This window comes from Microbacterium album (assembly GCF_014643695.1).
Classification (GTDB): Bacteria; Actinomycetota; Actinomycetes; order Actinomycetales; family Microbacteriaceae; genus Microbacterium; species Microbacterium album.
In genome coordinates, this window is the sequence record NZ_BMJY01000004.1 from 134,332 (window position 1) to 149,046 (window position 14,715).

The following is a 14,715-nucleotide window of genomic DNA, read 5'->3' on the forward strand; positions in this document are numbered from 1 at the left end:
TCTAGTAGAGAGTCTGTGTGAAGTTTTTCGGGCCCGAGGGCCCATCCGGGCAGGGCGTCTTACTCGCCCTTGCCCTTCTGGATGATCTCGTCGGCAACGGCCTTCGGGACCTCGGCGTAGCTGTCGAACTCCATCGAGTACACAGCGCGACCCGACGTCTTCGACCGCAGGTCGCCGATGTAGCCGAACATGCTGGACAGCGGGACGAGGGCCTTGATGACCTTCACGCCCTGCGCGTCCTCCATGGACTGCATCTGGCCACGACGCGAGTTCAGGTCGCCGATGACGTCGCCCATGTACTCCTCGGGAGTACGGACCTCGACGGCCATGAGCGGCTCGAGCAGCACGGGGCTCGCCTTGCGGGCGGCCTCCTTGAAGCCCATCGAACCGGCGATCTTGAACGCCATCTCCGAGGAGTCGACGTCGTGCGCCGCACCGTCGACGAGCGTCGCCTTGACGCCCACCATCGGGTAGCCGGCGAGGATGCCGACGTTCATCGCGTCCTGGAAACCGGCGTCGACCGAGGGGATGTACTCGCGCGGGATGCGGCCACCCGTGACCGCGTTCTCGAACTCGTACGTCTTGTCGGCCGTGACCTCGAGCGGCTCCAGCTTGAACTGGATCTTCGCGAACTGGCCCGAGCCACCGGTCTGCTTCTTGTGCGTGTAGTCGTGACGCTCGACGGTCTTGCGGATCGTCTCGCGGTACGCCACCTGCGGCTTGCCGACGTTCGCCTCGACCTTGAACTCGCGCTTCATGCGGTCCACGAGGATGTCCAGGTGCAACTCGCCCATGCCCTTGACGACCGTCTGGCCGGTCTCGGCATTGTTCTCGACACGGAACGTCGGGTCCTCTTCGGCGAGCTTCTGGATCGCCAGACCCAGCTTCTCCTGGTCGGCCTTCGTCTTCGGCTCGATGGCGACCTCGATCACGGGCTCGGGGAAGGTCATCGACTCGAGCACGACCTGCTGGTCGGCGTCCGACAGCGTGTCACCCGTCGTGGTGTCCTTCAGACCGATGACCGCGTAGATGTGGCCGGCGGTGACCGAGTCGACCGGGTTCTCCTTGTTGGCGTGCATCTGGAAGATCTTCCCGATGCGCTCCTTCTTACCCTTGGTCGAGTTGACGACCGCCGAGCCCGACTCGAGGCTGCCCGAGTAGACGCGGATGTAGGTCAGACGACCGAAGAACGGGTGCGAGACGACCTTGAAGGCGAGGGCGGCGAAGGGCTCCGAGGCGTCGGCGTGACGCTCGATGATCTTCTCCTCGTCCTTCGGGTCGTGCGCCTCGATCGAGGGCACGTCGACCGGCGAGGGCAGGTAGTCCACGACCGCGTCGAGCATCGGCTGCACGCCGCGGTTCTTGAACGCCGAGCCGCAGAGGATCGGGTAGAGCTCGCCGGCGACCGTGAGCTTGCGGATCGCGCCCTTGATCTCGGCGACCGTCAGCTCCTCGCCGCCGAAGTACTTCTCCAGCAGCGACTCGTCGCTCTCGGCGACCGTCTCGAGCAGCTTCTCGCGGTACTCCTGCGCCTTGTCGGCGAGGTCGGCCGGGATGTCGGTGATCTCGTACTTCGCGCCCATCGTCACGTCGCCCTTGGCGTCGCCGGGCCACACCAGCGCGCGCATCTCGACGAGGTCGATGACGCCCACGAAGTCGTTCTCCGCGCCGATCGGCAGCTGCAGCACGAGCGGCTTGGCCTTGAGGCGGTTGATGATCGTGTCGACCGTGAAGTAGAAGTCGGCGCCCAGCTTGTCCATCTTGTTGACGAAGCAGATGCGGGGCACGTTGTACTTGTCGGCCTGACGCCACACGGTCTCGGACTGGGGCTCGACACCCTCCTTGCCGTCGAACACCGCGACCGCACCGTCGAGCACGCGGAGCGAGCGCTCCACCTCGACCGTGAAGTCCACGTGGCCGGGGGTGTCGATGATGTTGATCTGGGTGCCGTCCCAGAAGCACGTCACAGCAGCGGACGTGATCGTGATGCCACGCTCCTGCTCCTGCTCCATCCAGTCGGTCGTCGCGCCGCCGTCGTGCGTCTCACCGATCTTGTGGTTGACGCCCGTGTAGAACAGGATGCGCTCGGTCGTCGTGGTCTTACCGGCATCGATGTGCGCCATGATGCCGATGTTGCGGACCTTCTTGAGGTCGGTGAGCACCTCTTGTGCCACTTGCGGTTCCTTACGTGTGGTGTGGAGTGGAGCGTGGGCGCCGGCCCCGGACCAGGTGTCCCCGCATCCGGGGCCGGCTGTCCGCGCCCAGGGGGCGCGGGGTGCTGATTACCAGCGGTAGTGCGCGAAGGCCTTGTTGGACTCGGCCATCTTGTGCGTGTCCTCGCGACGCTTCACAGCGGCGCCGAGGCCGTTCGAGGCGTCGAGGATCTCGTTCATCAGACGCTCGGTCATCGTCTTCTCGCGACGGCCCTTGGCGTAGCTGACGAGCCAGCGCAGCGCGAGCGTGTTCGCGCGGTGCGGCTTGACCTCGACCGGCACCTGGTAGGTCGAGCCACCGACGCGGCGGCTGCGGACCTCGAGGGTGGGGCGGACGTTGTCGAGCGCCTTCTTGAGCGTGGCGACGGCATCCTGATCCGTCTTCTTCGCCGCGACGCCCTCGAGGGCGCCGTAGACGATGCTCTCGGCGATCGACTTCTTGCCGTCCACGAGGATCTTGTTCACGAGCTGCGTGACGATCGGAGCGCCGTAGACCGGGTCGTTGACGACCGGACGCTTCGGAGCGGGTCCCTTACGAGGCATCTGACTCAGCCCTTCTTCGCGCCGTAGCGGCTGCGCGCCTGCTTACGGTTCTTGACGGCCTGGGTGTCGAGCGCACCGCGGACGATCTTGTAGCGGACACCGGGGAGGTCCTTCACACGACCGCCGCGGACGAGCACGAGCGAGTGCTCCTGCAGGTTGTGGCCCTCGCCGGGGATGTAGGCGGTGACCTCGGTGCCGTTGCGAAGCTTGACACGGGCGACCTTGCGCATAGCCGAGTTCGGCTTCTTGGGCGTGGTCGTGTAGACGCGGGTGCAGACCCCCGCCTGCTGCGGGTTCGCCTTGAGCGCGGGCGCCTTGGTCTTCGAGACCTTGGGCGAGCGACCCTTGCGAACCAACTGCTGAATGGTTGGCACGTTCTCTCCTAGTAGTGCTGCACGGTGACAGCGATGTCGTTCCCCGCGCCGCGCCCCTGTTTCCCAGAGTTGCGTCGCGGGTTTCACGTAGACCCACCCGAGCGACAGAATGTGTCTCACGATTGCGGTGGGTATGCCGTGGGGGTGACCTGTTCTCAGGTCGTGTCCCAGAGAGGCGATCCCGCACGGCCCCCTTCTGACCCCCGGCCGAAGCCAAGGCACGTCGCAGGGCGCGCGTGAACGCACACCGAATCATGATACGCGCCGGCGAGGGCACCGGTCAAACGCGCATCCGCCCGCTCACGGCGTGTCTGCCGGGCTTCCGGGCGCCCGGGATGCAAGGCGCCGCTTCAGAACGGAAGCCCGCCGGGCGGATCGCGCGGATCGAACGGCGCGTCGAGCGCGTCGGCCAGCTCGGCGAGCATCGCCTCGATCTGCGGCTCGACGAACTCGGCGACCGCCGCCTGGATCCGCAGCCGGTGCTGCAGCAGCAGGCCGCACACCTCGCGGCCGATGAGGTTGGCGTACTCGTCCGCCAACGCGACCTCCCGCCGGAGCGCCGCCTTCGCCTCGTCGGACAGCGGCGGCAGGCTCGGCACCTGTGACTCCTCCGCCCGCGCCAGACCCGTGAGGGTGAAGAGGAACGGCGCGCCCGGCACCGGATCCGGGTCCAGCGGCAGCCCCTCGAACTCCGGGTCCAGCCCCTCGGTGGGACGGTAGCTGCGCGCCCGGTTGCGCGCCGCCTGCTGGTCGAGCTCGGCCTGCAGCAGCGGCAGGTTCTTGGCGGTGTAGACCGCGACGGCGTTGTCGATGATCGTCTTCATCCGGGTCGACAGCCCGTGCTGGACGCCGTGCGGCACGTCGGACCCGAGGCCCGCCGCCGACAGGATCGGCGACCCCAGACAGCGGCGGCACGGCGCCACGCGCCCGCGGTGCGTCGAAGGCTCCCAGCGCGGCACCCAGCGCAGCCAGGCATCCACCGCCTGGCTGACCTGCGTCTCGAGGGACCGCGCCACCGTTCCAGGTTAGGCCGAGACCGCGCAATATCGGCTGAACCGTGCATTGCGGATCGGCCTCATTGTTCCATGTGCGCTCCCTCCGACGTCACGACCGTCGGCGGCGTCACTCCTCGGGGTCGTCCTCCCACGGCCACCGCGGGGGCCGGGCCGCGGTGCGCCGCACGGCGATCGCCGCCCACGCGGCGACGGCGGCGCATCCGGCGAACGCCGCGGAGGTCCAGCTGGTGGCCGCGCCGGCCGCCGCGGCCACCGCACGGCCCAGGTCGGCGCCGAACACCACGGCCAGCAGCCACAGTCCGGCCAGGTGTGCGAGCGCCGCCGCCAGCGCGACACCGACCGCCGTCGAGTACGCGGGGCGGTCCACACGCAGCGCGGGCCGCAGCGACAGCGCGAAGGCGCCCGCCGAGACTCCCACGGCCAGCGGCCCCGGCACCGGCCCGAGCCCCGGCGTGTCGATCACGTCCCGATCGGTGACCAGGCTGAGCATCCCCGTGGCGAAGATCACCAGGGCGACGTACCCGACCGTCGCGAACGCGAGGAGCGCCAGGGGGGACAGTCCCCCCGGCGCTCCCGGTCGTGACGTGTTCGTGGCCCTGTCCTAGCCCAGCCTGGGACCGGCCTCGATCGTGCGCTCGTACTCGGCCTGCGCCTCCTCGTTCTGCGCCGTGACGCGCGCGCCGCGGCGGGCGACCCAGGCGCCGAACCAGATCGTGATCTCTCGTCCCAGGACGAACGCGGCGATCGCCAGCGGCGACAGCAGCTGATCCTCGATCAGCGCGCGGGCCTCGCTGGGCGTCTGCAGCCAGAACGGCGCCTCGAAGAGCTGCCCGCCGATGTGCCCCGCGTAGGCGGCGAGCCCGACGAAGACCCCGAGCAGCACCCACGCCGCCCAGCGCGCGCGGTTCACGATCACGCCGAGCAGCCAGAAGCCGAGGAAGAAGGCGACGACGGGCACCCACAGCGCGAAGGACGCGAGCAGCTGCAGCGAGACGTCCGCGATGTTGGCGAGATCGACGTCGCCCAGCAGGGCGCGGTGGGCGAGCGTGGCGGCGAAGTACAGGATTGCGAACGCGAGCGCCGCCAGCAGGCCGATCGCGGCGGCCGCGCCTCGATTGCCGCGCTTGCGCGGCGGCTCGGGCGCCTGCACGAAGACCGGCAGCTGCGCGGGCGGCGGCGCCGCAGGAGCGGACGGCTCGGGGGTGACGGGCTCGCTCGGGGTGACCGCGGGCGCGACCTGCGTCGGCGCCTCGTCGGCGGCCGTCAGGGTCTGGGTGCGGTCGGCGGGCTCGAACCAGGGGGCGGGGCGCTCGTCGCCCGCGCGCTCGTCGCCCGCGCTCTCCTCGCGCGGCGGTGCCATCCGACGCTCGAGCTCGTCGAGCTCGGCCGCGAGGGCCGCGTAGTCCGGCTCCTCGTCCGCGGACTCCGTGGGCTGCGGATCGCCGGGCTCGGGCCGCGTCACGGGCTCGTCGTCGGAGGCTCGCGCGACGACGGTGGGCGTCGCGTCGGGCGCGCTGTCGGCGGCCGCGGCGTCATCGGCGGCCCGGGCGCCGGCGGAGGCATCCCCGGCAGGGGCATCCGGCGTCGCCGGCTGCTCGTCCGTGCTCCCGGCGGGCTCGAGGTCGGCGTTCTCCTCGATGGGCTCGCCGGTGCTCGGGTCGCGGTACGAACCCTGGGCGTCACTCATCCGAAGCACTCCTCACGGTCGGGGACTCTCCCCTGCCCGCCGAGAGTACCCCCGGCGCTCCCCGGCACGCGGGAGCCTCGCCGCGCAAGCCCGCACCCGCCTCCTGCGCCGGAAGACGGGGAAGGGCCCCGACCGAAGCCGGGGCCCTTCCTCACGGGGTCACGCTCAGTTATAGGTGCCGGGCGTGAAGTCGTCCGTCGAGAACGCGTCGAAGTCGACGTAGCTGTAGTCGCCGTCGGGGAAGCCGCCGTCGGACGCGAAGATGCGGTTGGGGTACCGCTCGCTCTTCGCCTCCTCCGTCGCCTCGACCGTGACGTTGCGGTACTTCGCAAGGCCCGTGCCGGCGGGGATCAGCTTTCCGATGATGACGTTCTCCTTGAGACCGACGAGCGGGTCGCGCTTGCCCTGCATCGCCGCCTCGGTGAGGACGCGCGTCGTCTCCTGGAACGAGGCGGCCGACAGCCACGACTCCGTCGCGAGCGACGCCTTCGTGATACCCATCAGCTCCGGACGGCCCGACGCGGGGCGCTTGCCCTCGGCCACGGCCGCACGGTTGACGTCCTGGTAACGACGCAGGTCGACCATCTCGCCGGGCAGCATGTCGGTCTCGCCGTGGTCGACCACGGTGACCTTGCGCAGCATCTGGCGGACGATGACCTCGATGTGCTTGTCGTGGATCGGCACACCCTGCGACCGGTACACGCCCTGCACGCCGTTGACGAGGTACTTCTGCACCTCGCGGGCGCCCTGGACGCGCATGATCTCCTTCGGGTCGAGCGTGCCGACCTGGAGGGCCTGACCGACCTCGACGTGCTGGCCGTCCTCGACGAGGAGCGTCGCACGCTTCAGCACGGGGTAGACGAACGGCTCGTCGCCGTTGTCGGGCGTGATGATGACCTTGCGCGACTTCTCGGTCTCGTCGATCGTGATGCGGCCGGAGGCCTCCGCGATCGGCGAGGCACCCTTGGGAGTACGAGCCTCGAAGAGCTCCTGCACGCGGGGAAGACCCTGCGTGATGTCCTCGGCCGACGCCGAACCACCCGTGTGGAACGTACGCATCGTCAGCTGCGTGCCGGGCTCACCGATCGACTGGGCCGCGATGATGCCGACGGCCTCGCCGATGTCGACGAGCTTGCCGGTCGCGAGCGAACGGCCGTAGCACTGCGCGCAGACGCCGACGGCCGAGTCGCAGGTGAGCACCGAGCGCACCTTGATGGACTCGACGCCGGCCTCGACCAGCGCGTTGATCAGCACATCGCCCACGTCGGAGCCCGCCTCGGCGAGCACCGTGCCGTCCTCGGCGACCACGTCGACCGCGAGGGTGCGGGCGAACACCGAGTTCTCGACGTTCGCGTCCTTGACCAGCGTGCCCGACGCGTCGAACGCGGCGATCGGGTACTCCAGACCCTTCGAGGTGCCGCAGTCGTCCTCGCGGATGATGACATCCTGCGAGACGTCCACGAGACGACGCGTGAGGTAACCCGAGTCGGCCGTACGGAGGGCCGTGTCGGCCAGACCCTTACGGGCACCGTGCGTCGCGATGAAGTACTCCGCCACCGACAGACCCTCGCGGTACGAGGAGATGATCGGGCGCGGGATGATCTCGCCCTTCGGGTTGTTCACCAGGCCTCGCATACCCGCGATGTTGCGGATCTGCAGCCAGTTACCACGCGCACCCGACGACACCATGCGGTTGATGGTGTTGTCCTCCGGGAAGTTGGCGCGCATCTCCTTCTGGACCTCGTCCGTGGCCTCGGTCCAGATCTTGATGAGCTCCTGACGACGCTCGGCGTCGGTCGTGAGGCCCTTCTCGTACTGCGCCGTGACCTTGGCGGCCTGCTGCTCGTACTTGGCGATGATCTCGCCCTTGTTCGGGGGCGTGAGCACGTCGCTCAGCGACACCGTCACACCCGAGCGCGTGGCCCAGTAGAAGCCGGCGTCCTTGATGCGGTCGAGCGTCGCCGCGACCTCGGTCTTCGGGTACTCCTCGGCCAGCTTGTTGACGATCTGCGAGAGCTTGCCCTTGTCGGCCTGCTCGCGCACGAAGGGGTAGCCCTTCGGCAGCTGGTCGTTGAAGATCGCCTGGCCGAGCGAGGTGTCCACGAGGCCGTGGCTCTCGTAGCCCTCGGGTGCCTGGCCCTCGAGGAACGACAGACCCGGGATGCGGATGCGGATCTTGGCCTGCAGGTCGAGGGTGCCCTCGTCCTTCGCCAGGGTCGCCTCGGCGACCGAGCCGAACACGCGACCCTCGCCCTTCGCGCCGTCCTTCAGCGTCGTCAGGTGGTGCAGACCGATGATCATGTCCTGCGAGGGCAGCGTCACCGGACGGCCGTCCGACGGCTTGAGGATGTTGTTCGACGCGAGCATCAGGATGCGCGCCTCGGCCTGCGCCTCCACCGACAGCGGCAGGTGCACGGCCATCTGGTCACCGTCGAAGTCGGCGTTGAACGCCGCGCAGACGAGCGGGTGCAGCTGGATGGCCTTGCCCTCCACGAGCTGCGGCTCGAAGGCCTGGATGCCCAGGCGGTGCAGCGTGGGCGCACGGTTGAGCAGCACGGGGCGCTCGCGGATGATCTCCTCGAGCACGTCCCACACCTCGGGACGCGTGCGCTCGACCGCGCGCTTGGCGGCCTTGATGTTCTGCGAGTGACCGAGGTCGATCAGGCGCTTGATGACGAACGGCTTGAACAGCTCCAGGGCCATCTGCTTGGGCAGACCGCACTGGTGCAGCTTGAGCTGCGGGCCGACGACGATGACCGAACGGCCCGAGTAGTCGACGCGCTTGCCGAGCAGGTTCTGGCGGAAGCGACCCTGCTTTCCCTTGAGCATGTCGCTCAGGGACTTCAGGGCGCGGTTGCCGGTGCCCGTCACGGGGCGACCGCGGCGACCGTTGTCGAACAGCGCGTCGACGGCCTCCTGCAGCATCCGCTTCTCGTTGTTGACGATGATCTCGGGCGCACCGAGGTCGATCAGACGACGCAGACGGTTGTTGCGGTTGATCACGCGACGGTACAGGTCGTTCAGGTCGCTGGTGGCGAAGCGGCCACCGTCGAGCTGGACCATCGGACGCAGCTCCGGCGGGATCACCGGGACCACGTCGAGCACCATCGCCGCCGGCGACATGCCGGTCTGCAGGAACGAGTTGACGACCTTCAGGCGCTTGATCGCACGGATCTTGCGCTGGCCCTTGCCCTCGGCGATCTGCGTCCGCAGCGAGTCGGCCTCGGCGGCCAGGTCGAACTCGGCCAGGCGACGCTGGATCGCCTCGGCGCCCATGTGCGCCTCGAAGTACTGACCGAAGCGGTCCTGCAGCTCCTGGAAGACGTCGTCCTCCGCCTTGAGCTGGCCGACCTCGAGGTTGCGGAACTCCTCCCACATGCGCTCGAGCTTGGCGACCTGCTCGTCCGCGCGCTTGCGGATCGTCGCCATCTCCTTCTCGGCGGCGTCCTTGACCTTCTTCTTCTGGTCGGCCTTGGCGTCCTCGGCCTCGAGAGCGGCGAGCTCCTCCTCCAGCTTCTGGAGGCGGGCCGCGATGCGCGCATCGCGGCGGTCGCCGATGTTCTTGATCTCGAGACGCAGGTTGTTCTCGTGCGTGGGCAGGTCGCGGTGACGCGCGTCCTCGTCCACCGAGATCACCATGTAGGCGGCGAAGTAGATGACCTTCTCGAGGTCCTTGGGCGCCATGTCCAGCAGGTACCCGAGGCGCGAGGGCACGCCCTTGAAGTACCAGATGTGCGTCACGGGCGCGGCGAGCTCGATGTGGCCCATGCGCTCGCGACGGACCGAGCTCTTCGTGACCTCGACACCGCAGCGCTCGCAGACGATGCCCTTGAAGCGGACGCGCTTGTACTTGCCGCACGCGCACTCCCAGTCACGGGAGGGTCCGAAGATCTGCTCACCGAACAGACCGTCCTTCTCCGGCTTCAGGGTGCGGTAGTTGATGGTCTCGGGCTTCTTGACCTCGCCGAAGGACCAACGACGGATGTCGTCGGCGGTCGCCAGGCCGATGCGAAGCTCATCGAAAGTTGTTGCGTCGAGCAATTGACTCTCCTGCGTTAAAAATCTGGTGATTGAGCAGCCGGCCAAGCCGGCGTGCCGAAATCAATCGGCCGGGCTATCAGATCTCGTCGATCGAGGCGGACTCGAAGCGCGAGGAGATGTTGATGCCGAGCTCCTCCGCCGCGCGGAAGGCCTCGTCGTCGGTGTCGCGGAGGTTCACAGCCGTGCCGTCCGCCGAGAGGACCTCGACGTTCAGGCAGAGCGACTGCATCTCCTTCATGAGCACCTTGAACGACTCGGGGATGCCGGGCTCGGGGATGTTCTCGCCCTTGACGATGGCCTCGTACACCTTGACGCGGCCGAGGATGTCGTCGGACTTGACCGTGAGGAGCTCCTGCAGCGCGTACGCGGCGCCGTAGGCCTCGAGCGCCCACACCTCCATCTCACCGAAGCGCTGGCCACCGAACTGCGCCTTACCACCGAGCGGCTGCTGGGTGATCATCGAGTACGGGCCGGTCGAACGCGCGTGGATCTTGTCGTCGACCAGGTGGTGCAGCTTCAGGATGTACATGTAGCCGACCGAGATCGGGGCCGGGAACGGCTCGCCCGAGCGGCCGTCGAACAGACGGGTCTTGCCCGTGCTGTCGATCAGGCGCTCGCCGTCGCGGTTCGGGAGCGTCGAGTCGAGCAGACCCGCGAGCTCCGCCTCCGCGGCGCCGTCGAACACCGGCGTGGCGACCTTCGTGCCGGGCGCGGCCTCGCGGGCCTCCTCCGGCAGGCGGACGGCCCACTCGGGGTCGCCCTCGATCTTCCAGCCCTGCTTGGCGATCCAGCCGAGGTGCAGCTCGAGCACCTGGCCGAAGTTCATCCGGCCGGGCACGCCCAGCGGGTTCAGGATGATGTCGACCGGCGTGCCGTCGGCGAGGAAGGGCATGTCCTCCACGGGGAGGATCTTCGCGATGACGCCCTTGTTGCCGTGACGACCGGCGAGCTTGTCGCCCTCGGTGATCTTGCGCTTCTGGGCGATGTACACCACGACGCGGCGGTTGACGCCCGAGCCGAGCTCGTCGTCGCCGTCCTCCGCGTTGAACTCCTTCACCGCGATGACGGTGCCCTGCTCACCGTGGGGCACCTTGAGCGACGTGTCGCGCACCTCGCGGCTCTTCTCGTTGAAGATCGCGCGGAGCAGGCGCTCCTCCGCGCTCAGCTCGGTCTCGCCCTTGGGCGTGACCTTGCCGACCAGGATGTCGCCGGGGCGGACCTCGGCGCCGATGCGGATGATGCCGCGCTCGTCCAGGTCCTTCAGCAGCTCCGGGCTGACGTTGGGGAGGTCACGCGTGATCTCCTCCTTGCCGAGCTTGGTGTCGCGGGCGTCGACCTCGTACTCCTCGATGTGGATCGAGGTGAGGGTGTCGTCCTTGACCAGGTTCTGGCTGAGGATGATCGCGTCCTCGAAGTTGTGACCCTCCCAGGTCATGAACGCGACCAGCAGGTTCTTGCCGAGCGCGAGCTCGCCGTTCTCGGTGGCCGGGCCATCCGCGATGACCTCGCCCGCCTCGACGCGGTCGCCCGCCGACACGATGACGCGCTGGTTGTAGTTGTTGCCCTGGTTCGAGCGGTCGAACTTGCGCAGGAAGTACTCGCGCGTGCCGCCCTCGTCCAGCTGCACCGTGACGTAGTCGGCCGAGACCTCGGTGACGACGCCGGGCTTGTCGGCGATGATCACGTCACCCGCGTCGATCGCGGCGTAGTTCTCCATGCCGGTGCCGACCAGCGGCGAGTCCGAGCGCAGCAGCGGCACGGCCTGGCGCTGCATGTTGGCGCCCATGAGCGCGCGGTTGGCGTCGTCGTGCTCGAGGAACGGGATGAGCGACGTGCCGACCGACACCATCTGGCGCGGCGAGACGTCCATGTAGCCGATCTCGTCGGCGGGGACGAGGTCGACCTCGCCGCCGACCGAGCGCGCGAGCACGCGGTCCTCGCGGAACGAGCCGTCGGCGTTCAGCGGGGCGTTGGCCTGCGCGATGATGTACGACTCCTCCTCCGCGGCGGTGAGGTAGTCGATCTCGTCGGTGACCTTGCCGTCGACGACGCGGCGGTACGGCGTCTCGATGAAGCCGAAGGAGTTGATCCGCGCGAACGACGCGAGCGAGCCGATCAGACCGATGTTCGGGCCTTCCGGCGTCTCGATCGGGCACATCCGGCCGTAGTGCGACGGGTGGACGTCGCGGACCTCGACGCCCGCGCGCTCACGCGACAGACCGCCGGGGCCCAGCGCCGAGAGGCGACGCTTGTGGGTCAGGCCCGCGAGCGGGTTGTTCTGGTCCATGAACTGCGACAGCTGCGACGTGCCGAAGAACTCCTTGATCGCGGCCACGACGGGGCGCACGTTGATCAGGGTCTGCGGCGTGATCGCCTCGATGTCCTGCGTGGTCATGCGCTCGCGGACGACGCGCTCCATGCGCGACAGACCGGTGCGGACCTGGTTCTGGATGAGCTCGCCGACCGCGCGGATGCGGCGGTTGCCGAAGTTGTCGATGTCGTCGACGTCCAGGCGCAGCTCGACCGTCTCGCCCTTGCGGACGCCCTCGAACGTCTTGTCGCCGCGGTGCAGGCGGACGAGGTACTTGATCGTCGCGACGATGTCCTCGACGGTCAGGACCGAGTCCGTCAGCGGGCGGTCGATGCCGAGCTTCTGGTTGATCTTGTAGCGACCCACCTTGGCCAGGTCGTAGCGCTTCGGGTTGAAGTAGAAGTTGTCCAGCAGCGCGCGGGCGGCCTCGGCGGCGACCTGCTCGCCCGGACGGAGCTTGCGGTAGATGTCGCGGAGCGCGTCCTCCTTGGTGAGGATCGTGTCCTTCGCGAGGGTCTCCTCGATCGACTCGATGCCCGCGAACTCGGCGAGGATCTCCTCGCTCGTCAGGCCGAGGGCCTTGAGGAAGACCGTGACCGACTGCTTGCGCTTGCGGTCGATGCGCACGCCGACCTGGTCGCGCTTGTCGATCTCGAACTCGAGCCAGGCACCGCGGCTGGGGATGACGCGCGCCGAGACGATGTCCTTGTCGCTCGTCTTGTCGGGCGTCTTGTCGAAGTAGACGCCGGGCGAGCGGACGAGCTGCGACACCACGACACGCTCGGTGCCGTTGATGATGAACGTGCCCTTGTCGGTCTGGAGCGGGAAGTCGCCCATGAACACCGTCTGGGTCTTGATCTCGCCCGTCTGGTGGTTCATGAACTCGGCCTCGACGTACAGCGGGGCCGCGTACGTCTTGCCGCGGTCCTTGCACTCCTCGATCGAGTACTTCTCCGGCTCGAGGTAGGGGTTCGTGAACGAGAGCTGCATCGTCTCGCTCAGATCCTCGATCGGCGAGATCTCCTCGAAGATCTCCTCGAGACCGCTGCGCTCGGGCACATCCGTGCGGCCGGCTGCCTTCGCCTCGGCGACGCGGGCCTTCCAGGCGTCGTTGCCGACGAGCCAGTCGAAGGACTCGGTCTGCAGCGCCAGCAGGTCGGGGACCGTGAGCGTGTCGGAGATCTTGGCGAACGAGAGGCGGGATGCTCCGCGACCGTTCTTCGGGGTGGTGGTAGATGCGTTTCGCGCAGCAGCCAAGGGAAAAACCTCCATGGGCCCGACGGGGCCGCTAGATTCCTTGTCGACAGGTGAGGTGCGCTTCCGATATCCCGAAACCCTTCGACCTCACGCCGCTATCTGCGGGGATCGTGGGCACCAGCCGACCACCATATGAAGGCATGGGGGAGTCCAAGGAGCGCAAATACCCACTATAGGCATCCCGACGCGCCTTGTCCAGCGGTTCCTTGACGAAGCCCGCGACGTCCGGTATATGCCCAGCTTCGGCCGTCCTCCCCGCGCCGAGAATCCGTCGCCGCACCGAGAATGCGTGCGGCACAGGCATTGTCGGCGCGAAGACGGATTGTCGCGGATCGGGCGGACGCGGCGGCGGGGTCGTACCCTTGGGCAGATGGGGCGGCAGCGGCGCGAGGACGCGGAGGTGCCGTCCGCGCGCCTGTCGGACGGCCGCGTCGCGCGGATCTACCCGAGCGCGTATGCGAGCGGGTACGAGCTGGAGGTCGACGGCACGCCGCAGTCGCACGTCGACCCGGCCGATCCGACGCACCTGCACTTCGAGTACGTCGCCCGCATGAGCGCCGTGATCGACCAGCTCCGCGACGGGCCGCTCACGGCCGTGCATCTCGGCGCGGGCGGCCTGACGATCCCGCGCTACATCGAGGCGACCCGGCCCGGATCGCGGCAGCAGGTCATCGAGCTGGAGCAGGCGCTCGTCGACCTCGTGCGACGCGAGCTGCCGCTGCCCCGCGGCGCCTCCATCCGCGTCCGGATCGGCGATGCGCGCGAGGGCCTGTCGCGCCTGCCCGCCGCGCTGACCGGTGCCGTGGACCTCCTGGTGTCGGACGTCTACTCGGGCGCGCAGACGCCGGCCCACCTCACGACGGTCGAGTTCTACGACGCGGCGGCGGCGCTGCTCGCTCCGGACGGCCTCCTGCTCGTCAACGTCGCGGACGGCGCGGGCCTCGCCTTCGCGCGCCGGCAGGTCGCGACGATCCGCGCGGTGCTGCCCGAGGTGATCGTGCTCGCCGAGGTGCAGGTGCTGAAGGGGCGGCGCTTCGGCAACCTCGTGGTGGCGGCGTCGCGCTCGCCGCTGCCGACGGAGTGGCTGCCGCGCCTGATGGCGGCGGGACCGCACCCGGCGAAGGTCGCGCAGGGCGCCGAGATCGAGGCGTTCGTGAAGGACGCCCGGCCGGCGGTCGACGGGGACGCGACCGACTCGCCGAAGCCGTCCGAGATCCTGTTCGAGCGCTGACCCGCGCCGAGCGCGACGGGATTCGCCGGATCTGGGCGTGCC

The 14,715-nt window shown here is 68.7% G+C and carries 9 protein-coding genes; 1 reads left to right on the forward strand and 8 read right to left on the reverse strand.

Annotation, left to right across the window (positions count from 1 at the left end):
• Nucleotides 1-59 precede the first annotated feature (59 nt).
• The 8 genes from fusA to rpoB all read right to left on the reverse strand — a co-directional run bounded on the left by fusA (nucleotide 60) and on the right by rpoB (nucleotide 13,442).
• Entirely contained in the window at nucleotides 60-2,174 is a 2,115-nt protein-coding gene (gene fusA, locus IEX37_RS07145) for an elongation factor G (protein ID WP_188755564.1), read from the reverse strand.
• 108 nt (nucleotides 2,175-2,282) lie between these two features.
• Entirely contained in the window at nucleotides 2,283-2,756 is a 474-nt protein-coding gene (gene rpsG / locus IEX37_RS07150) for a 30S ribosomal protein S7 (RefSeq protein WP_188755565.1), read from the reverse strand.
• A 5-nt stretch (nucleotides 2,757-2,761) separates the two neighbouring features.
• Complete coding sequence (gene rpsL, locus IEX37_RS07155; protein ID WP_018171438.1) at nucleotides 2,762-3,130, reverse strand: 30S ribosomal protein S12; 369 nt, start codon at nucleotides 3,128-3,130, stop codon at nucleotides 2,762-2,764.
• 350 nt (nucleotides 3,131-3,480) lie between these two features.
• Nucleotides 3,481-4,146 carry a spermidine/putrescine ABC transporter substrate-binding protein gene (locus IEX37_RS07160; RefSeq protein ID WP_188755566.1) on the reverse strand — a complete coding sequence of 222 codons (666 nt, stop codon included), beginning with the start codon at nucleotides 4,144-4,146 and terminating at the stop codon, nucleotides 3,481-3,483.
• A 106-nt stretch (nucleotides 4,147-4,252) separates the two neighbouring features.
• Nucleotides 4,253-4,705, reverse strand: a complete 453-nt coding sequence (locus IEX37_RS07165; protein ID WP_188755643.1) for a DUF6121 family protein — start codon at nucleotides 4,703-4,705, stop codon at nucleotides 4,253-4,255.
• Nucleotides 4,706-4,747: 42 nt separating this feature from the next.
• Complete coding sequence (locus IEX37_RS07170) at nucleotides 4,748-5,833, reverse strand: DNA translocase FtsK 4TM domain-containing protein (protein WP_229663130.1); 1,086 nt, start codon at nucleotides 5,831-5,833, stop codon at nucleotides 4,748-4,750.
• A gap of 165 nt (nucleotides 5,834-5,998) precedes the next feature.
• Nucleotides 5,999-9,874 (reverse strand): DNA-directed RNA polymerase subunit beta', encoded by a 3,876-nt coding sequence (locus tag IEX37_RS07175; RefSeq protein ID WP_188755567.1) that lies wholly within the window; start codon nucleotides 9,872-9,874, stop codon nucleotides 5,999-6,001.
• Between the two features lie 76 nt (nucleotides 9,875-9,950).
• Complete coding sequence (rpoB, locus tag IEX37_RS07180; RefSeq protein ID WP_188755568.1) at nucleotides 9,951-13,442, reverse strand: DNA-directed RNA polymerase subunit beta; 3,492 nt, start codon at nucleotides 13,440-13,442, stop codon at nucleotides 9,951-9,953.
• Nucleotides 13,443-13,812: 370 nt separating this feature from the next.
• Here rpoB and IEX37_RS07185 point away from each other — a divergent pair, with 370 nt between their 5' ends.
• Complete coding sequence (locus tag IEX37_RS07185; protein WP_188755569.1) at nucleotides 13,813-14,673, forward strand: spermidine synthase; 861 nt, start codon at nucleotides 13,813-13,815, stop codon at nucleotides 14,671-14,673.
• Nucleotides 14,674-14,715: the final 42 nt, after the last annotated feature.

Bases quoted from the DNA above. Each gene is read 5' to 3' on its own strand.
- IEX37_RS07185 (WP_188755569.1), top strand. From the start codon at position 13,813: ATGGGGCGGCAGCGGCGCGAGGACGCGGAGGTGCCGTCCGCGCGCCTG.
- rpsG (WP_188755565.1), bottom strand. From the start codon at position 2,756: ATGCCTCGTAAGGGACCCGCTCCGAAGCGTCCGGTCGTCAACGACCCG.
- IEX37_RS07170 (WP_229663130.1), bottom strand. From the start codon at position 5,833: ATGAGTGACGCCCAGGGTTCGTACCGCGACCCGAGCACCGGCGAGCCC.